The sequence below is a fragment of the Pantoea sp. PGP6 genome (assembly GCF_053474785.1).
In genome coordinates, this window is record NZ_JBQBMA010000001.1 from 2,286,672 (window position 1) to 2,305,936 (window position 19,265).

Consider the following 19,265-nt stretch of genomic DNA (forward strand, 5'->3'; position numbering starts at 1 on the left):
TAAACCGGTTAGTTGGCGGCGCTGATCCGCCAGACGGTATTGCCGGCATCATCGGCGATTAATACGCCGCCCTGCTGATCGCTGGCCAGGCCAACCGGCAGACCCCGCACCTGCTTCTCATCCTCCGTCAGAAAACCTGATACCACTGTCTGCGGCTGCCCGACCGGCTTGCCGTTTTCAAACTTCACCCACACCACTTTGTAGCCGTTGAGCGGCGTGCGGTTCCAGCTGCCGTGCTCACTGATAAAGGCACCCCCGCGGTACTGCGGCATGTTATCGGCGCTGTAAAACAGCAGTCCGAGCGGCGCGACGTGCGAGCTGAGCGCGTAATCCGGTTTTATCGCCTGCTCAACCAGGTCAGGACGCTGCGGTTCGGCACGGGTATCGACATGCTGACCATAGTAGCTGTAGGGCCAGCCGTAGAAGCCTTTATCCTGCACCGAGGTCAGATAGTCTGGCACCAGATCGGAACCGATTTCGTCACGTTCGTTGACAATGGCCCACAGTTTGCCGCTTTGCGGCTCCCACTGTAAGCCGGTCGGATTGCGCAGCCCGCTGGCGTAGATACGACTGGCACCGCTGGCAGCGTCCACTTCCAGCACCGCTGCCCGCCGGTATTCGGCCCCGATGCCGTTTTCGGTAACGTTACTGTTGGAGCCAACGCCGACGTACAGTTTGCTGCCGTCCGGGCTGGCTAACAGCGATTTAGTCCAGTGGTGGTTAATCGGCCCGCCCGGCAGTTCGGTCACCTCTTCCGGCGCGGTGCGGATCTCGGTTTCCCCTTCGCGATACGGGAATTTCACCAGGCTATCAGCATTGGCGACGTAGAGCGTGTTACCAATCAGCTGCATACCAAACGGCGAATGCAGGTTTTCGATAAAGCGATGCTGCTCCCATTTACCGTTGACGTTACGCAGCAGCGTGATGCGGTTGCCACCGGCACCGCCTTTGCCTGAGGCTTTCTGCACGATGCCCATAATCAGCTGTTTAGGTCGGGTGGTTGGCTTTGCCGGCCCGTTTGATTCCGCTACCAGCACATCGTTATTCGGTAACACATAGACCTGGCGCGGATGCTGCAGATTCTCGGCGATTTTCTCGATTTTCAGCCCCTGCGCCACTTTTGGCATTTCGCCCGCTTTCCACGGCGTGCCTTCCGGCACCTGCATTGGCGGCATAAAGAAGTTCTGCGCCTGCGGCAGTTCCGGGTTGGGTCCAATCTGCTTCTGCGGATCGACCAGCGCGCCATCATCACAGCCCACCAGCAGGGCTGTCAGGGTGAGCGCCAGGATAGATTTATGCTGCATTTTCATGGTGGCTCCTCCTTAAGCGCTACGCTGACGTAACGCAAGTTGCACATTCGCCAGCAGCAGCAGCGCCACCACCAGCGTGGAAAGCGTTACGCCAAGCGGGATCACAGCGGCAGCGTCGCGACTGTGGATAAACGCATTGACGATAGCGATGACAATCGCCACCAGCCACAGCCAGAAATGGCTCTTTTCTGCACTGTCGCTGCCGCGGAACAGATAAACCAGCGCGATGAGTCGCGGCACAATAGCCAGCACCAGCCCCAGCGCGATCAGCCAGCCGGCGGCGTCGGTCCAGAACTGGACAAAGGTCTGGCTATAGAGGATATCGAACAGCCAGGCCGCGACAAAAAAGCCCAGCGGCACCGGCTCCAGCAGAGCGTACAGCGTCACGGCGAATGCCGATCTTCCCGAGGTATTGCGCATGTTTCTCTCCATTTCAATGATGAATGTGGATCAGGCCAGACGTCAGGCTGCCAGTAGCAACCGATCTCGCGCCTGTAAAAGATTAGTAAACATGAAGAAAAGCGAAGGGTTAATTCGGCATGAAGTGAAAATCAGGGCGGTGACCGCCGGGTCACCGCCTGGGGATCAGGACTTATCGGCGGGCAGCGTCACCCAGTAGCCGGGCTGATACGGCAGCGGCAGGAACTGCTGATGAAACTCACGGAAGGTCGCGTCCGGATCGAGATCGGCAAACAGATCGGGATGCAGCCATTTGGCCAGCGCCTGAATCGCAACAAACTGATACGGGCTGTCATAGAACTGATGCCAGATGGCGTGCGCGTTGCCGTTGTGCGCCACCGGCAGGGTTTTGAACGCGTCCCGCATCATCAGGGCTTTCAGCCGTGCGCTGGCGTCTGTCAGGTTGGCACCCGGACCGACGCCGACCCACTTACCGACGGTGTTGTAGTTCTTCCAGTTGGCACCGGTCACCACCACCACATCCGGCTGGCTGGCAATGATCTGCTCCGGGTTAACCGTGCCAAACGTACCGGGGATCAGATCCTTCGCGATGTTGCGTCCGCCGGCCATCTCCACCATCTGACCAAAGTTTTCATTACCAAAGGACATGCAGCACTCATCGCTGTAGCCGCCGGCCCGATCAATCATCACTTTTGGCCGATAGCCGCTAAAGTTCGCCAGCTTCGAGGTCACCCGGTCAATCTGCTGCTGACGAAAACGGATAATCGCCTGCCCCCGCTCCGGCTTGTTCAGCAGTTCGCCCATGATGTGGATGCTTTTCTCTGCGTTAACAAACGGCGATTCACGGAAATCGATAAACACCACCGGGACGCCAACAGCCTGAAGCTTCTCGATCAGCTTGCCTTCGTCAGTTGCCGCTTTCGATTCGAGGTTCATCAGCACCAGATCGGGCTTCAGGGTGAGCGCCTGCTCAACGTTGAAAGTGCCATCTTTTGCGCCGCCAAAGGTCGGCAACTGTTTAATCTGCGGATAGCGCTGCTCATAAGCCTGGTAACCGTCCCAGTCCGCTTTAGGAAAATCATCGCGCCAGCCGATCACCCGCTTAAACGGCGCATCGGTATCAAACGCTGCCAGCAGGTAAATCTGCCGTCCCTCACCCAGAATGATGCGTTTTGCCTCCTGCGGCACCTCGACCTGGCGTCCGGCCACATCGGTAATGGTTTTGGCCGAAGCCATCCCTGTCAGCGTGATTAGCCCCAGCGCTAAAAGCCATTTTTTCATAGTCAGAGTCCACAGTAATGATAATGAGAATTATTAATATAAAGCGGCGTTACTATCACCTAAAAACAGAATCGGGGGAAGTGATGGCGCGAAATGTTTTTCCGCTGGGTCGCAGCGCAGCAGAGCCTGCGCAATCGCCGGGTTTGAGGTTTGAGGTTTGAGGTTTGAGGTTTGAGGTTTGAGGTTTGAGGTTTGAGGTTTGAGGTTTGGGTTTGGGTTTGAGGTTTGGGATTTGAGCTTCGCACAGAGCTATCGACAAGCACGCTACGACCTGCGGCAAGCGGCTGTGTTACTGCTCACAAAATGGTCAACATTCGTGAATATGCTCACAACGCCCTGGGCGATTGCACACATATTAGCCAGCAAGATGCGCCCTTTGGCTAATGCGTTAATAAAATGTTACGGCTAGATTGAAAAATGAAACGACGTTTTAATATTTTGTCAGGATAGTCAGCCACAGGAGCTTAGCCGTGAAGATTAGCGCGATTGATGTCACTCTCTTTACCTATCCGACCCAACGCTGTAGCGACAGCGCCGGGCATTCCCATCCCGGTCCGGAAAATGAGGCGCAGATGGCGCTGCTCACCCTGACCAGCGAGGACGGTGACTGCGGTTACGCCTTTGCCCCGCCCGAAGTCATCCGTTCGCACGTGGTTAATGCCTTCTTCCGTAAAGTGCTGATCGGCCAGAACGCCTTTGATCGTGAGCGTTTATGGCAGGATCTGGTGCACTGGCAGCGCGGCAGCGCCCATCAGCTTACCGAACGGGCGCTCTCAGCGGTGGAACAGGCGCTGTGGGACCTGATTGGCCGCAAACTTAACCAGCCGGTACATAAGCTGCTGGGCGGCTATCGCGAAAAGATCCCGGCCTACGGCAGCACCATGTGCGGCGATGAGCTGCATGGCGGACTCTCAACCCCGGATGAATATGCGCAGTTCGCTGAAAAACTGGTGGCGCGCGGTTATCAGGCGATAAAGCTGCACACCTGGATGCCGCCCGTGTCGTTTGCGCCCAGCCCGGCGATGGATATCAAAGCCTGCGCCGCAGTGCGCGAAGCGGTGGGTCCGGATATCGCGCTGATGCTGGATGGCTATCACTGGTACAGCCGCAGCGATGCGCTGACCATTGGCAAGGCGCTGGAGAAGCTCAACTTCGCCTGGTTTGAAGAGCCGATGGAGGAGGAAAGCATGGCCTCTTACGCCTGGCTGGCGGACAACCTGTCGATTGACGTGCTCGGCCCGGAGAGTCTCGGCGGCAAGCATCACAGCCGCGCTGACTGGGTGCGAGCCGGAGCCTGCGACATTCTGCGTGCCGGGGCCAACGGCGTCGGCGGCATCTCAGCCACCCTCAAAGTGGCTAACCTCGCCGAGGCGTTCGGCATGGACTGTGAAGTTCACGGCAACGGCGCTGCCAGCCTGGCGGTGGTCGGGGCGATCCGTAACTGCCGCTGGTATGAGCGCGGTCTGCTGCATCCTTTCCTCGATTACGACACGCCGCCAGCCTATCTCAACAGCCTGGTCGACCCAATGGACCCACAGGGTTTTGTCACCCTGCCGACCCGCGCCGGACTTGGCGAGGACATTAACTTTAGCTGGATCGAGACCCATACGCTGAATCGCTGGTAAGTCGCGATCGTCCCCTACAGCAAACGATAATAATTCCGAATCGCCACCGGCTTAACGCCACCCTGACCGCCCTGCGGTCAGCGGGCAGACAGGCTGAAAGACGATCGGGCAACCTCTGACCTGCCGGACCCGACTTATGAAACTGTTTCAATCGTGTGGCAGCTGGCTGATCGCGCTGCTGCTGCTGACGGGCAGCCCCGCGCTGCAGGCACAAACCCCTGACGATCAGCTGATCGTCGGTATGAACATGAATAATCTGCTCACCCTTGATCCGGCCGCCATGACCGGCAATGAGGTAGTGGGCATCGTGGTCAACCTGTATGACGGACTGGTTGAACTCAACCCGAAAAAGCTGACCGAGGTACGTCCGGCGCTGGCTGAACGCTGGGCAGTCAGTGCGGATAACAGCACCCTGACCTTTCATCTGCGTGACAATGTCACCTTCCATTCCGGCAATCCGCTGACCAGCGAGGATGTGATCTGGTCAATGCGGCGGGTGCTGCACCTCAACCTGGCGCAGGCCTCGGTGTGGAAATCCTACGGTTTCAGCCGCGACAACGTTGACCGGATGATCACCGCTCCCGACGCCCGCACTGTCGTGATCACTCTGCCAAAACCCAACGATCCACAGCTGGTGATCTACTCGCTGGCGGCGCTTGGCAGCATGGTGGTGCTGGATCGCAAAACGGTGCAGCAGCATGAGGTCAACGGTGACTGGGGCAACCGCTGGCTCAGCACCCACGAAGCCGGTTCAGGCCCGTTCCGGCTGGATATCTGGCAGGCCAAAGATGTGCTGCGCATGAGCCGCTCGGCCGGCTACTGGCGCGGTGAAGCGAAAATGTCGCGGGTGGTGTTCCGCCATCTGCAGGAGTCGCAGACCCTGCGCCTGATGATGGAGAAAGGCGACCTCGATATCGCCAGCAACATGTCGATTCCCGACGTGCGCGCGCTGCGCCACGATCCCGACCTCACCATTGATGCAGTGCGGCGAGGCACGATCTACTACCTGGCGATGAGCATGAAGGACCCGCATTTTAACGACAGCCGGGTACGTGAAGCGGTGCGCTATCTGGTCGATTATCAGGGGATCAATAAGAGCCTGATGACCGGCTATGGCGAACTGCATCAGCGGCCAATTCAGGCGGGGATGCCCGCCACGCTGCCTGATCCCGGTTACCGGCTGGACGTGCCACGCGCCCGGGCGCTGCTGGCCGAGGCGGGCTATCCGGACGGCTTCGACACCTCGCTGCGGGTGCTGGCCGATCAGCCGTTCCTGAATATCGCCATCGCCATTCAGTCGACGCTGCTGCAGGCCGGCATTCGCGCCCGCATCATCACCGGCACCGGTAACCAGATCTACGGTGCGATGCGTGACCGTCAGTTCAGCCTGCTGGTCGGACGCGGCGGTAGCGGCGTGGAGCCCCATCCTCATTCCAGCCTGCGCTCGCTGGTCTATAACCCGAACAATGCCGACAGCGCCCGTCTGACTAATTTCCAGGGCTGGCGCACCGGTTTTTACGATGCGCAGCTCAACAGCATGATCGATCGCGCGCTGGTGGAACGCGACAGCGCCAGACAACAGCAGGCTTACTTCGCTATTCAGCAACGCTACGACCAGCTGGTACCGGCGTTGATGCCGATCTCCCAGATGCTTGATTCGGTGGTGGTTAACAACCGGGTGCAGGATTATCAGCCACACCCTTCGGCAACCACCTTTCTGCGCGACGTCTGGAAAACGCCGGATAGCCTGGCAGGAGGACCCCAATGACCCTGACGCTTACCCGCAGCCACTGTCGCCGCATCAGCAAACGCGGCTTGCAGGTGCTGATCACCCTCGCAGGTCTGCTGATGCTGACCTTCTTTATCGGGCGGGTTATGCCGCTCGATCCGGTGCTGGCGATTGTCGGGCCAGATGCCGATCAGGCCACCTATCAGCAGGTTTACCACCAGCTCGGTTTTGATAAGCCGCTGTGGGTGCAGTTTGGCCTCTACCTTAATGCGCTGCTGCACGGCGATCTCGGCCATGCGCTGCTGACCGGCCAGCCGGTGGTCAACGATATCCTGCGCGTCTTCCCGGCGACGGTGGAACTGGCAACGCTGGCAATTGTGATCGGAGCCGGTCTCGGCGTGCCGCTCGGGGTGCTGGCTGCTGCCCGCCGCAACAGCGTGATCGATTATCTGGTGCGGATGATCAGCCTGGCCGGTTATTCAACGCCGATTTTCTGGGTCGGGATGATGGGTCTGCTGCTGTTTTATGCCCATCTCGGCTGGGTGGGCGGCGCGGGCCGGGTGGATTTCAGCCTTGATGGCATCGTGCCACGCCGCAGCGGCTTTATGCTGATCGACGCGCTGCTGGCCGGTAACAGTCAGGTGTTCTGGAATGCGCTGAATCACCTGGTGTTGCCCGCTTCCCTGCTGGGCTTTCATTCGCTGGCCTACATCAGCCGCATGACGCGCAGCTTTATGCTGGCGCAGCTGTCACAGGAGTTCATCCTCACCGCCCGGGTAAAAGGTTTAACCGAGTGGCAGGTGATCTGGCAGCACGCCTTCCGCAATATTCTGGTGCAGCTGCTGACCGTGGTGGCGCTGGCCTACGGTTCGCTGCTGGAGGGCGCGGTGCTGATTGAAACCGTCTTCTCATGGCCGGGCTTTGGTTCCTATCTGACCGGCAGCCTGATGCTGGGCGATATGAACGCGGTGATGGGCTGCGTACTGGTGGTTGGCCTGATTTTCGTGCTGCTTAACCTGCTCTCCGACCTGCTCTATCAGGTGTTCGATCCGAGGACCAAAGTATGACCCTTTCCTTTGATGCACCGGCTGCCAGCCCCACCCGTGAGCGACTGGCGCGCTGTCGCCGTTTCGCTGCCCGCAGCGGTCACTTTATCTGGCGCATGGCCCGTAATCCGCTGACCGCCATCGGCGGCGGCATTGTGTTGCTGCTCTGCATTGTGGCGCTGTTTGCCCCGTGGATCGCACCGTATCATCCACTGATTCAGGATCTGAATAATGCGCTCTCGCCGCCGGGTGCCGCCCACTGGTTCGGTACCGATGAGTTTGGCCGCGACATCTTCAGCCGTCTGGTGTGGGGCGCTCGCATCACTCTGTATATCGTGCTGCTGGTGTCGGTGACCGTCGGACCGCTCGGCCTGCTGCTCGGCGTCACCGCCGGCTATTTTGGCGGCTGGGTGGACAGCGTGCTGATGCGGGTCACCGACATTTTTATCTCGTTTCCCAGCCTGGTACTGGCGCTGGCGTTTGTCGCCGCGCTGGGGCCGGGACTGGAACATGTGGTGATCGCCATTACCCTCACCGCCTGGCCGCCGATTGCCCGTCTGGCGCGGGCAGAAACCCTGTCGCTGCGTCAGGCTGACTTTATCTCTGCGGTGCGTTTACAGGGTGCCTCGCCGTTGCGGGTGCTGTGGAAGCACATCATCCCGCTCTGCCTGCCGTCGGTGATTATCCGCATCACCATGAACATGGCGGGCATTATCCTCACCGCCGCCGGACTCGGCTTTCTCGGGCTGGGCGCGCAGCCGCCCGATCCGGAATGGGGCGCGATGATCGCCAGCGGCCGCACCTACATGCTGGAGTGCTGGTGGGTGGTTACCGTACCTGGTCTGGCGATTCTGATTAACAGTCTGGCATTCAACTTTTTAGGAGATGGCCTACGTGACCTGCTCGATCCCCGCAGTGAGTAACGCCACGCCGTTGCTCGACGTGCGCGATTTGCACGTAAATTTTGTTAACGGACGCCAGAGCACCCCGGCAGTACGCGGCGTCTCGTTTCAGCTTGGTCAGGAGAAGCTGGCGATAGTCGGTGAATCCGGCTCCGGTAAATCTACCGTCGGTCGGGCGCTGCTGCAGTTACTGCCGTCGAAGGCGCGGGTTGAAGCCAGCCGGATGCAGTTTGGCACTGTCGATTTGTTACACGCCAGCCCGGCCCGGATGCGTGAAATCCGCGGCAAACGGATCTCGATGATCATGCAGGACCCGAAATATTCGCTTAATCCGGTGGTGCGGGTCGGTGAACAGATCGCCGAGGCGTGGCGCAGCCACCATCGCGGCCAGCATGCCGCCGCCCGTCAGCGGGCGCTGGCGATGCTGGAGGAGGTGCAGATCCGCGATCCTGAGCGGGTTTATCAGCTCTATCCGCATGAAATTTCCGGTGGTCAGGGGCAGCGCGTGATGATTGCCATGATGCTGATTACCGAGCCGGAACTGGTGATAGCCGATGAACCGACCTCGGCACTGGATGTTTCGGTGCGGCTGCAGGTGCTGACGCTGCTGGATGAGCTGGTGAAGGCGCGCGGGCTGGGGCTGATTTTTATCAGCCACGATATCAACCTGGTGCGCAGTTTTTGCGACCGGGTGCTGGTGATGTATGCCGGTCGGGTGGTGGAGTCGCTGGCCGCCAGTGAACTGGATCGTGCGCAGCATCCCTACACCCAGGGCCTGATGGCCGCGCTGCCCGACATCGATCACCGTCGCAGTCGCCTGCCGGTGTTACAACGTCACGCAAGCTGGTTAACCGAATAAGGAGTGACGATGATTGAAGTGAACAACCTTAACCTCAGTTTTGGCGACGAGAACGCCCGTAATCAGGTGCTGTTCGACGTTAATCTCCGGGTCAACCCGGGCGAAATTTTTGGCCTGGTCGGCGAGTCAGGTTCGGGCAAAACCACGGTGCTGAAGTGCCTGGCCGGCCTGTTTAATCACTGGCAAGGTTCGCTGTCGATTGATGGCGAGCCGCTGGCGCATCGCATTAATCGGGCGCGCTGCCGACGGGTGCAGATGGTCTTTCAGGACCCTTACGGGTCGCTGCATCCGCGTCACACCATCGGCGACATTCTGGAAGAACCGCTACAGATTCAGGGCATCGGTCAGCGCCAGCAGCGGGTGATTGCCATGCTGGAAAAGGTTGGCCTGAACCGTGCCTGGCTGACCCGCTATCCCCATCAGTTGTCGGGCGGACAGCGTCAGCGGGTGGCGATCGCCAGGGCGCTGATACTGCAGCCGACGGTGCTGCTGCTGGATGAACCGACCTCGGCGCTCGACGTTTCGGTGCAGGCGGAGATCCTCAACCTGCTGAGCGATCTGCAGCAGCAGGACAACCTGACCTATCTGATGGTGACGCATGATCTGGGCGTGGTGGCACATCTATGCCATCGCGTTGCGGTGATGCAACAGGGAAAAGTGCTGGAGACGCTGGATGTGCCAACGCTGGTGGGCAATCAGGCGAGCGTGGCCTATACCCGGATGCTGGTGGAGGCCAGCCGACACGCAGCGCCAGCGCGGGTGCAGGCGCACTAAATGGGTGTTAACGCCGGATACGCCGCAGCGTTTCCAGACCGCACAACCGATCACGACCTAAACGCTAGCGCGGCAAAATTAACACGCCGCGTTGCGTTGCGTTAAGTAGACGATGTTGCGGGCAGTCCCTGCACCTGAGGCGCGTTGCCGGGACGATCGCGGGCAGTAATTATGCCTGCACCACTTAACGCGCCTGGCCCGGACAGAGGCCGGGACATTTATCCGGGCCAGACGCTATTCCGCCGCTTATTCAACGATAAACTTGTCCACCAGACTGCTCATCGCTTCGGATTGGTCATGCAGCCGATGACTGCTGGTCGCTGCCTCGGCAACCATACTCACATTCTGAACGGTCACCTGGCCCATCTGGTTTAGCGCCAGATGAATTTGCGCAATGCCAGACGACTGTTCAGCCGAGGCATTCGCAATATCATCAATAAATTGCTTCATCTGCTCCGCATTTCCCACCACGCTACGCAGAATCTGCTCAGAGGAAAGTACCCTTTCCGCGCCCTCTTCAATCTTATTGATATTCTGAGCGATCAGTTTCTGAATCATATCGGCTTCATTTGCGCACAGCCGCGATAAGTTGCGGACTTCGGCGGCAACCACGGTAAACCCCTTCCCTAAGTCACCCGCCCGGGCTGCTTCGACGGCGGCGTTTAACGCCAGCAGGTTGGTCTGGGAAGAGATGTTGTTGATGGACGATACAATCCCGGCAATCTGCTCACTGAAGGTCCGAATCTCCTGCATAGAAAGGTTAGCCTCGCCTACACTCTTACTGGCCGACTCAACATGGTCGACCATATTCCTGGCTAACGTTTCTACACGTCGGGCGTTATCCGAGTTTTGCTCTATGGCGGTAGAAATCTGCTCGATACTGGCCGCCGTCTCTGTCAGAGAAGCCGCCTGCTCTTCGGTTCGCTTGGCCAGCTCATCATTTCCTGAGGCTATTTCTGAACTGACCTGGCGCACAACCGCTGCATTATTTTTAATTTCCAGCACCATCGACTGAATATTTTCAATCGAATGATTATAAAACTTATTTAATAGCGATATTTCATCGGTTCCCCGGACTGCCAGACGCTGGGTCAAATCGCCGTCCATATTCTCAATAATATTAATGGCAGAGCGCAGCTGTGAATTGATGGTCCGAATAACCAGCCATGCCACCAGCGCCGACGTGAGAAAAGCCGTCAGGCAGATAAATAAAAATACCATCTCCTCACGACTGGCCTGTTTATAGTTGTCGCGCGCCGCGTATTTAATATCCCTGTTAATGCTTTTTTCAATATCGTGCAGTGCTTCAATACGCTGTGATTGCGCCTCGTACCACTCTCTTGGGCTAATCTGCCAATCGCCACTCTCCGCCTGATTCAGCGCGGTGTTGCGCAGCGATAACGCCTGAGTGAAATTCGGGGAAAGCGAGGTCTGGGTAAACAGTGCTGCCTGTTCCGGGGTGGCTTTCATCAGAAAATAGTGCTGCCAGACCGCCTGGCCCGCTACCAGCGCGTTCAGCGCCGCTAACTGCCCGGGCTGAAAGCGGTTCAGCACAAAGACGCCGGACATAAACGCCCGCTCGCTGCCCATCATCTCTTTTAAATTCAACAGAGCGTAATAAGCGCCAAGCTGGCGGGCAATTCCGCCGTTCTGAACCAGCCTGTCGCTTTTACCAATAACGTCAAGCAGCGTGCTGATAGACTCATTGTAAAATTTTATGCCGGCGGCAGCGGAGACGCGGAAATTAAGCACATCCTCACGCACCGTTTTCAGCTGCTGCGATCGTTGCTCATTATAATCAAGTAACGCAAGTTTTTGCCGGGCCAGGTCCGTGCGCTTTTTTTGCTCCTCCAGGTCGGCGGAAAACTCTTTTCCTTTACTCACCAGAAATCCCGAGGTTAATCCCCGCTCTTTTTGCAATTCATTAATTAATCCGCCGACCGCCTGTGCTAGCTGTACCTGTTGTTCAACCGCCCACATCTGCTTTTTTAGTTGATATTTCCCATAAACACTGCTGTAACTCAGCCATATTGTCGTGACGACCAGCGGTAATAATAACAGCAGCAACTTCTGTTTAAGCGAGGTCCGATATAACAAGCACATATGGGTTATCCCTTTGTTTAGTATATTAAATAATATAATCGGTCGGAACCGCGATCGCTTAATACCTCTAAAGAGGTATGCCACATGAGGGCTTTTCCCATTTATCAATCAGTTACTGCTCACTAAAAACTCACAGCCCGGTGCTGGCGGGCATCACAGCCATAACGCCGCAATCACCGTTAGCCGAAACCGGTTAACACTCTTTTGAGATTTTTTTATATCGGTTGCGGTAAAAAGCCGCGATCAGCGGGGAAACAGGCAGTGAAGCATTGGTGGGATAACGGGCGCAGTCAGGGCCAGACAGAGGCAACAGAGGCAACATAGGCAACATAGGCAAGGCTAACGCTAAGCCGGGGATAATTTGCGCGGGGTTATTAATTCTCCTCACCTACGCGATGTAAAGAGGGTCGTGAGTCTGGCATCGCCCGCGCAGCGGGCTGTTATTTCGGGGCTGTTATTTCGGGGAAATAATTCTGCGCAGCATGGGCAATAAAAAGGCCAGGTTTCCCTGGCCTCGCGTCACGCTTGCGTGATTACTGCGTCAGCTGGCGTACAAAGGAGACGATCTCCTGGTTCTGCCCGTGCTCAAACAAACATTGCTGGAAGCGCGGGCCGCTGACCGCGGTTTGCACCAGCTCAGGATCGATGGCGCGCAGCGTGTCGAGATAGTTCTCTTTAATCACGGCGGCTTTAACCTGATTCAGCAGGCCGGCATTACGCACCTGCGGCTCTTTACGCTCTGGCGGATAGCCCATGCCTTTTTCGCCGGTAAAGGCTTTTTCAAAGATAAAGCGCAGGTTGAGTTCAGCACCCCAGCCGAAGCCTTTAGCAAACGGCAGCGCCAGGGCATTACCGTTGTTGATCTGGGCGAACAGGTAAGCATCGGCGGGATCGATACAGTAACCGCAGTTGACGCCAGGATGAATGTTGAGCGACATCAGCGCGCCCTGCCCGGTGCCACAACCGGCCACCACGAAATCAACCGCCTTGCTGTTCAGCAGCAGGCTGGCCTGAATACCGAGGTGAATATAGGTCAGATGGTGATCCTGTTCGTCGCTCATTCCGACGTTGAAGACCTGATGGCCCAGCGGCTGCGCCACGCCTTCCAGTTCTTTCAATACGATAGCGTTTTTAGCCGCCTGGCTGTTTTCCATCATTAACGCGATTTTCATGATCTGCCCTTAGAATTTAATTGAAACACCGTTTCATTTTAATGAAAAACCACTAAAGTGCATGGACTAATTCACCTTTGCGCTGTGAGTAGCGTCACAAAACGACTACCCTGGCGTCCAACCACACACCGGAGATGAGATGTTTATCTATAAAAAAGAGCGTCCACTGGAGGATTTAGGTCAGGGTGTCACCCGTCGGGTTCTGGCTTACGGCGGCACGATGATGGCGGTCGAAGTCAGCTTCGAAAAAGGCGCCATCGGCCCGTTACATCACCATCCACATGAACAGTTAACCTACGTGCTAAGCGGCCGTTTCGCCTTCACCATCGGGGACGAGACGCGTGAGGTCGGCGCTGGCGATACCCTCTATAAAGCGCCCGATGTGGTACACGGCTGCGTCTGCCTTGAAGCCGGTATGCTGCTGGATACCTTCACCCCGCAGCGCGAAGATTTCCTGCCTGCCCGCTAACCCCCGATCCTGACGCCGCCGTGTTGCCGATCAGCACGGCGGCCGTTCGATCGCCGCGCACGTCAGCCAGAAATAGCCGACCTCAGCACCACTCTGGCTATCGCTGGCTGGCAGGCCGGCTATTTTTTCAAAAAATTTTCACCTGCCGGTAGTTCGCTAACCAAATGATTAGCAGGCTTTTAGTCAATAGCGGCTACCTGTTAACTGGCTGGCACCGCGCTGCAACCCGCGCCAACCGGGCCTGGCTCAACTATTCTTAATTTGTTCACTCATCCCCTTACGCCCGACTCAGCGAAAAAAGAAGCCCGCCAAAACTGTACAAAATCCACTTTCGTGTATAAGTTTAAATCATCTACCAGGTCATTTTTTAACCCAACACAGGATAATTCTATGAATCACTCAGAGAGCGCCACCCTGGCCGTGAAGGAAAATGTCCACCTGATCAATCCGGCGTTTCACGCCACCGAGCGGGAAAAAATGAATTTTCTGGTTGAGGAGCTGATGGAAGCGGGCAAAGAGCACAGTTGCATGGCGCTGCTGCGTCATCTGGCGGCCGCAGACAGTGCTGAAGAAGAGGCGTGCTGCCGGGAACTGCTGACGTTACTGATGGCGAAACAGGCATAATGGCGACACCCTGCGGCGAGGTGGTGGTCCGGTGAGCTGGCAGCTTACTGACAACTGACACCACCGCGCCCGCACATCCCGCATTGTGCTGCACCCGGGCTTATTTCGCCGCCAGCCCAGCCACAGATTTGCGGATAGCACGACAATATTCTGCTGGATAATCCCGCCCACTTTGCTAGTCTCACCGGATGAACCGATACGCAGCTTGCCAGCCAGAGATGATTATTAACACCGTCTGTTTCGCGGTGGGATAAGCTGTCTCTTTTCCCGCCGGTAAGGCGGGCCTTACCGGTGTTAAATCGTTAAGGACGCCTATGCATCATCACACCGTTACCCCTGCTACCCTGCATCTGCTGTGCGGTAAAATCGCCTCCGGCAAATCCACCCTTGCTGCCCGGCTGGGCGCCGAACCGGGCTGCATCATCCTGAGTGAAGATCAGTGGCTGGCGGCACTCTATCCGGATCAGCTGCACTCGGTCGCCGACTATGTGCGCTGTGCCGCGCTGCTGAAAAATGCCGTCACTCCGCACCTGCTGGCGCTGCTCACGGCGGGCGTTTCGGTGGTGCTCGATTTTCCTGCCAATACCCAGGCGAATCGCGGCTGGATGATGTCGTTGATCACACGCTCGGCGGCACAGCATCAGCTGCATTATCTCGACCTGCCGGATGATTGCTGTAAAGCCCGCCTGCATGCCCGCAATCAGTCGGGTGAACACCTCTTCGCCGCCACCGAACAACAGTTCGATTTAATTACCCGCTACTTTGAGCCACCGCAGGCAAGCGAAGGCTTTAACCTGGTCTACCACCGCTGAGGCTGTTGACGGCAGAGAAACGCCGGCACGGCACGGGGTCAATGCCGGGCGGAGTCGATGGCCACCGCAGCAGGCCACCGGCGTTGCAGCAGGCAGGTTATGACCCGCCTGCCCGCGCCGGCTACGCCAGCTCCAGCGCGGTCACAACCTCAGCGATCTGCTGATAATCGGCCCCGGAGAGCGATAACAGCGGGCGCGGCAGATTGTCTGCTGCTGTCAGGCCCAGGATGGCGGCCGCCGCCGCCATCACCCGCAGGCTGCCGCCATGCTGACGGAACAGCGCCCACAAGGGTTGCAGTTGCGCATCCAGCATCGTGACGCGCCGATCATCGCCCGCCTGCGCCGCCTCAGCGATCGCCTTCGCTACCCGCGGAAACAGCCCGCCACAGACCGAGTACCAGCCATCACAGCCCGCCAGCAGGCCGGTTGCGGCAAACGCATCGCCGCTGACGCCGATTGAGACAGTTTCAGGCAGCAAGGCCCGCAGTTGGGCGATGCGCTGAACAGCCGCCGGCAATTCTGCCGGTACACCGGGAATTTTTATTGAGGCGATGCCAGGCAGCGCGGCGATGCGGCCGATCAGCGCATCTGAAAAGGTAAAATGGGTGGTGCCCGGATTGTCGTAGACGCAGATCGGCACCGAAGCGTGACGCGCAACCGTCTGGTAGAGGGTGAACACCTCTTCATCCCGCAGCGCCTGATAGCCAAGCGGCGGCATTAGCAGCGCCGATGCGCCCGCCTGCTGGGCATCTTCCGCCAGATGCAGCACCTCAGCACTGCTGACCGCACCGATACCGATCATCACCGGGACAGCGCCAGCATGGGCGACCGCCAGTTCGGCGATACGCCTGCGCTGCGTGCGGGTCAGGTAAGCGTAACTGCCGGTAGAGCCCAGCACGCCAAGCGAGTCCACTCCGGCCTCAGTCAGCCGCTGCAACAGCCGTAAAAATGCCGCTTCATCCGGCTTGTCAGCCGTAAACGGGGTAAGGGGAAACGCACTCAGTCCGGTGAACATATTACCTGCTCCATGATAGTGAAATGATGGTCTGGTTGATTAGCCGTACAGGCATATTTCGTAGCAGGCCGAAGCATCACGCCGCCCCGCCCGCTACTGTGCTGCTGACACCCTAAGGAGACAACCGATGATCGCTGTACTGTTTGAAGCCCAGGCCCGACCCGAACACCAGGCTCGCTACCTGCATCTGGCCGCAGAACTCAAACCGCTGCTGGCGCAGGTCGACGGTTTTATCGCGATTGAGCGCTTTCAAAGCCTGACCGATGAGAAAAAGATCCTCTCGCTGTCCTGGTGGCGCGATGAAGCGGCAGTGCTGGCCTGGAAAAACAATCCACAGCATCAGGCTGCCCAACGCGAAGGCCGTGAGACCCTTTTCGCCGGTTACTCGCTGCGCATTGCGACGCTGGTCAGAGAGTATGCATCGAAACCGGAGACAAATTAAGATGTTCGATATTCATGTGATCCTGCAAAATAGTGCTGGCACCCTTTCCCGTCTCACCGGTCTGCTGGGCCAGCACGGTATTGGACTGGAAGGCGGCGGCCTGTTCTCGGCTGGCGCGCAGAGCCACGCGCATTTTCTGGTGGTGGAGGGCGAGCGGGCGCGGGCCGTGCTGGAGGCGGAAGGAATCGCAGTACAGGCGGTGACCGCTCCGCTGATCCGCAAATTACCCCAGCAGCGCCCCGGTGAACTGGCTGAGATAACGGCGCGGCTGGCCAGCGCCGGCATTAATATTCTGGTGCAATACAGCGACCACGCTAACCAGCTGATCCTGATCACCGACGACAATCACTCAGCCGCGAGGCTGACAACCGCATGGGCAGTCCCGGCAGATGGCAAAATCACAACCGCATGAATGCCCCGACGACAGCGTCGCCCTTGAGGCGGCGATTGTCGCGGTCGCCGCCGCCATGGCCGACACCTCGCGCGTGAGGATGCTGTCAGCGCTGATGGATGGCCGCGCCTGGACCGCCACGGAACTCAGCGCCGTCACCGACGTTGCGCCTTCGACTGCCAGAGCGCACCTCAATCGTTTAATTAACAGCGGGCTTATCGTCTGCCTGGCGCAGGGCCGCCACCGTTATTACCGGCTGACCGGCAGTGACATCGCCGATCTGATTGAAAGCATGATGGGCGTGTCGTGGCGGCGGGTTGCTGCCCCGGACAGTCGCACGCCGGCAGCGCTGCGTACCGCCCGCACCTGTTACGATCATCTGGCGGGCGAAATTGCAGTGCAGATCTATGCTGCAATGCAGCAGCAGGGATGGATAACGGCGGACGGCAGCGCCATCACGCGTTCTGGCCAGCAGCAGTTTGCGGCGTTACAGATCGATCTCTCTCAGCCGGGACGGCGCAAAGCCTGCTGCGGCTGTCTGGACTGGAGCGAGCGCCGCTTTCACCTCGGCGGGTATGCCGGTGCGGCGCTGCTGAGCGCCTTCGAACAGCAGGGCTGGCTTACGCGCAACCCCGGCTACCGTGAAGTGCAGTTCAGCGCGGCCGGTTTACAGCGGCTGCAACAGACGTTTGGCGTGACGCGCTCCTGACCTGCCGGCCAGCGCCGCAGCGGCGCTGTTACACAGTTATGAATTCTGTCACATTTCCGCAAACTCGTGGCGCGGGTCAGCCGCAACGCCGCCGCCCGCACCTTTACGCTAACGCGCTGATATTAATCGACTTAACCCACAAGCTTCGCCGAGTCATGCAGGCCACGCATCAATCCATGCCCTTTTTGCACTTATTAACCGCCGGTCGCTGATCCACTCTTCAGTCACAGGCGCGGCAAAAAGCGTCAATCACCGACTGGAGCTCACTGATGCAGACCCCCTCACCTACTACGCTTTCCACCCGCGCCCGGATCGGCGCGATATTCCGTGTGACCTCAGGCAATTTTCTCGAGCAGTTTGATTTTTTCCTGTTTGGATTTTATGCCACCTACATCGCTCACACCTTCTTTCCGGCCAGCAGCGAGTTCGCCTCGCTGATGATGACCTTTGCGGTATTCGGTGCCGGTTTCCTGATGCGCCCGATCGGCGCGGTGGTGCTCGGCGCTTACATTGACAAAGTGGGCCGCCGCAAAGGCTTAATTGTGACGCTGTCGATCATGGCGGCAGGCACCTTCATGATTGTGCTGATCCCTTCTTATCAGAGCATTGGCCTGTGGGCACCGCTGCTGGTGCTGACCGGACGCTTGCTGCAGGGCTTTTCGGCGGGAGCCGAACTGGGCGGCGTGTCGGTTTATCTGGCCGAAATCGCCACCCCAGGCCGCAAAGGTTTTTATACCAGCTGGCAGTCAGGTAGCCAGCAGGTGGCGATCATGGTGGCCGCAGCGATGGGCTTTATCCTGAATGCGCTGCTGGCCGAGAGCGCTATCCGCGAATGGGGCTGGCGGATTCCGTTCCTGTTCGGCTGCATGATCGTGCCGTTTATCTTCGTGCTGCGCCGCAAACTGGAAGAGACGGCGGAATTCAGCGCCCGACGCAACCCGCCCGCGCTGAAACAGGTATTTAAAATTTTGCTGGCTAACTGGCAGGTGGTGATCGCCGGAATGCTGATGGTGGCGATGACCACGACCGCCTTCTACCTGATCACCGTTTATGCCCCGACCTTTGGCAAAAAAGTGCTGATGCTCAGCGCCTCTGACAGCCTGCTGGTGACCCTGCTGGTGGCGGTGTCGAATTTCATCTGGCTGCCGATTGGCGGCGCACTGTCGGATCGCTTCGGCCGCAAGCCGCTGCTGATCGCCATGACGCTGCTGGCGCTGACCACCAGCTACCCGGCGCTGAGCCTGCTGGCGGCGGCCCCCAGCTTTTCGATGATGCTCGGGGTCCTGCTGTGGCTGTCACTGATTTACGGCCTGTATAACGGCGCGATGATCCCGGCGCTGACCGAAATTATGCCGGGTGAAGTGCGGGTTGCCGGCTTCTCGCTGGCCTACAGCCTGGCCACCGCGCTGTTCGGCGGTTTCACGCCGGTGATGTCGACCGGACTGATTGAACTGACCGGCGATAAAGCGTCGCCCGGTTACTGGATGAGTTTTGCTGCCGTCTGCGCCCTGCTGGCGACGCTCTACCTCTACCGCCGGACCGGCAATCCGTTGCCTGTCGCCAATAATGCCGTGAGCTAAGG

The 19,265-nt window shown here is 58.4% G+C and carries 19 protein-coding genes; 13 read left to right on the top strand and 6 right to left on the bottom strand.

Annotated elements, in window-relative coordinates; genetic code table 11:
• Positions 1 to 8: 8 nt before the first annotated feature.
• The 3 genes from ACLIBF_RS11025 to ACLIBF_RS11035 all read right to left on the bottom strand — a co-directional run bounded on the left by ACLIBF_RS11025 (position 9) and on the right by ACLIBF_RS11035 (position 3,011).
• Positions 9 to 1,310 carry a PQQ-dependent sugar dehydrogenase gene (locus tag ACLIBF_RS11025; RefSeq protein ID WP_031377393.1) on the bottom strand — a complete coding sequence of 434 codons (1,302 nt, stop codon included), beginning with the start codon at positions 1,308 to 1,310 and terminating at the stop codon, positions 9 to 11.
• A 12-nt stretch (positions 1,311 to 1,322) separates the two neighbouring features.
• Positions 1,323 to 1,730: a DUF2231 domain-containing protein gene (locus tag ACLIBF_RS11030; RefSeq protein WP_031377392.1), complete on the bottom strand. Its 408-nt coding sequence runs from the start codon at positions 1,728 to 1,730 to the stop codon at positions 1,323 to 1,325.
• A gap of 165 nt (positions 1,731 to 1,895) precedes the next feature.
• Entirely contained in the window at positions 1,896 to 3,011 is a 1,116-nt protein-coding gene (locus ACLIBF_RS11035) for an ABC transporter substrate-binding protein (RefSeq protein ID WP_279809868.1), read from the bottom strand.
• A 470-nt stretch (positions 3,012 to 3,481) separates the two neighbouring features.
• Between ACLIBF_RS11035 and ACLIBF_RS11040 the strand changes: the two genes are divergently transcribed.
• The 6 genes from ACLIBF_RS11040 (at position 3,482) to ACLIBF_RS11065 (ending at position 9,946) form a co-directional block, all read left to right on the top strand.
• The gene (locus ACLIBF_RS11040) at positions 3,482 to 4,636 is read left to right on the top strand and encodes a mandelate racemase family protein (protein ID WP_031377389.1); all 1,155 of its coding nucleotides are present in this window, start codon (positions 3,482 to 3,484) and stop codon (positions 4,634 to 4,636) included.
• A gap of 136 nt (positions 4,637 to 4,772) precedes the next feature.
• Positions 4,773 to 6,404, top strand: a complete 1,632-nt coding sequence (locus tag ACLIBF_RS11045) for an ABC transporter substrate-binding protein (RefSeq protein WP_046288323.1) — start codon at positions 4,773 to 4,775, stop codon at positions 6,402 to 6,404.
• Positions 6,401 to 7,432, top strand: a complete 1,032-nt coding sequence (locus tag ACLIBF_RS11050) for an ABC transporter permease (protein ID WP_069728294.1) — start codon at positions 6,401 to 6,403, stop codon at positions 7,430 to 7,432. The genes ACLIBF_RS11045 and ACLIBF_RS11050 overlap by 4 nt, the downstream gene beginning before the upstream one ends.
• A complete protein-coding gene (locus ACLIBF_RS11055; RefSeq protein ID WP_046288324.1) occupies positions 7,429 to 8,334 on the top strand; it encodes an ABC transporter permease in 906 nt (301 codons plus the stop codon). Before ACLIBF_RS11050 ends, ACLIBF_RS11055 begins: the two co-directional genes overlap by 4 nt.
• A complete protein-coding gene (locus ACLIBF_RS11060) occupies positions 8,306 to 9,172 on the top strand; it encodes an ABC transporter ATP-binding protein (protein WP_089561588.1) in 867 nt (288 codons plus the stop codon). The genes ACLIBF_RS11055 and ACLIBF_RS11060 overlap by 29 nt, the downstream gene beginning before the upstream one ends.
• A gap of 9 nt (positions 9,173 to 9,181) precedes the next feature.
• Positions 9,182 to 9,946, top strand: a complete 765-nt coding sequence (locus ACLIBF_RS11065; RefSeq protein ID WP_279809869.1) for an ABC transporter ATP-binding protein — start codon at positions 9,182 to 9,184, stop codon at positions 9,944 to 9,946.
• 246 nt (positions 9,947 to 10,192) lie between these two features.
• On the opposite strand, the gene ACLIBF_RS11070 is transcribed toward ACLIBF_RS11065, so the two are convergent.
• Positions 10,193 to 12,013 (bottom strand): methyl-accepting chemotaxis protein, encoded by a 1,821-nt coding sequence (locus tag ACLIBF_RS11070; protein ID WP_448309756.1) that lies wholly within the window; start codon positions 12,011 to 12,013, stop codon positions 10,193 to 10,195.
• Positions 12,014 to 12,582: 569 nt separating this feature from the next.
• On the bottom strand, positions 12,583 to 13,221 hold the full coding sequence (locus ACLIBF_RS11075; protein ID WP_031377996.1) for an RpiB/LacA/LacB family sugar-phosphate isomerase: 639 nt from the start codon (positions 13,219 to 13,221) through the stop codon (positions 12,583 to 12,585).
• A 139-nt stretch (positions 13,222 to 13,360) separates the two neighbouring features.
• On the opposite strand from ACLIBF_RS11075, the gene ACLIBF_RS11080 reads away from it, so the two are divergent.
• From ACLIBF_RS11080 to ACLIBF_RS11090, 3 genes are all read left to right on the top strand, one after another.
• A complete protein-coding gene (locus ACLIBF_RS11080; protein WP_031377997.1) occupies positions 13,361 to 13,690 on the top strand; it encodes a cupin domain-containing protein in 330 nt (109 codons plus the stop codon).
• Between the two features lie 390 nt (positions 13,691 to 14,080).
• Positions 14,081 to 14,314, top strand: coding sequence for a hypothetical protein (locus ACLIBF_RS11085; protein ID WP_031377998.1), 234 nt, complete (start codon positions 14,081 to 14,083; stop codon positions 14,312 to 14,314).
• A 314-nt stretch (positions 14,315 to 14,628) separates the two neighbouring features.
• Positions 14,629 to 15,126 carry an AAA family ATPase gene (locus ACLIBF_RS11090; RefSeq protein ID WP_031377999.1) on the top strand — a complete coding sequence of 166 codons (498 nt, stop codon included), beginning with the start codon at positions 14,629 to 14,631 and terminating at the stop codon, positions 15,124 to 15,126.
• A gap of 121 nt (positions 15,127 to 15,247) precedes the next feature.
• Here the strand turns inward: ACLIBF_RS11090 and ACLIBF_RS11095 are convergent, their stop codons facing one another.
• Entirely contained in the window at positions 15,248 to 16,141 is an 894-nt protein-coding gene (locus tag ACLIBF_RS11095) for a dihydrodipicolinate synthase family protein (protein WP_448309760.1), read from the bottom strand.
• 127 nt (positions 16,142 to 16,268) lie between these two features.
• Here ACLIBF_RS11095 and ACLIBF_RS11100 point away from each other — a divergent pair, with 127 nt between their 5' ends.
• The 4 genes from ACLIBF_RS11100 (at position 16,269) to tcuC (ending at position 19,263) form a co-directional block, all read left to right on the top strand.
• Positions 16,269 to 16,583, top strand: coding sequence for an antibiotic biosynthesis monooxygenase family protein (locus ACLIBF_RS11100; RefSeq protein ID WP_031378238.1), 315 nt, complete (start codon positions 16,269 to 16,271; stop codon positions 16,581 to 16,583).
• 1 nt (position 16,584) lies between these two features.
• Positions 16,585 to 16,995, top strand: coding sequence for an amino acid-binding protein (locus tag ACLIBF_RS11105; protein ID WP_031378239.1), 411 nt, complete (start codon positions 16,585 to 16,587; stop codon positions 16,993 to 16,995).
• Positions 16,973 to 17,683 (top strand): ArsR/SmtB family transcription factor, encoded by a 711-nt coding sequence (locus tag ACLIBF_RS11110; RefSeq protein WP_448309761.1) that lies wholly within the window; start codon positions 16,973 to 16,975, stop codon positions 17,681 to 17,683. Before ACLIBF_RS11105 ends, ACLIBF_RS11110 begins: the two co-directional genes overlap by 23 nt.
• Positions 17,684 to 17,952: 269 nt before the next feature.
• A complete protein-coding gene (gene tcuC, locus ACLIBF_RS11115) occupies positions 17,953 to 19,263 on the top strand; it encodes an MFS transporter (RefSeq protein WP_089561543.1) in 1,311 nt (436 codons plus the stop codon).
• Positions 19,264 to 19,265 lie beyond the last annotated feature (2 nt).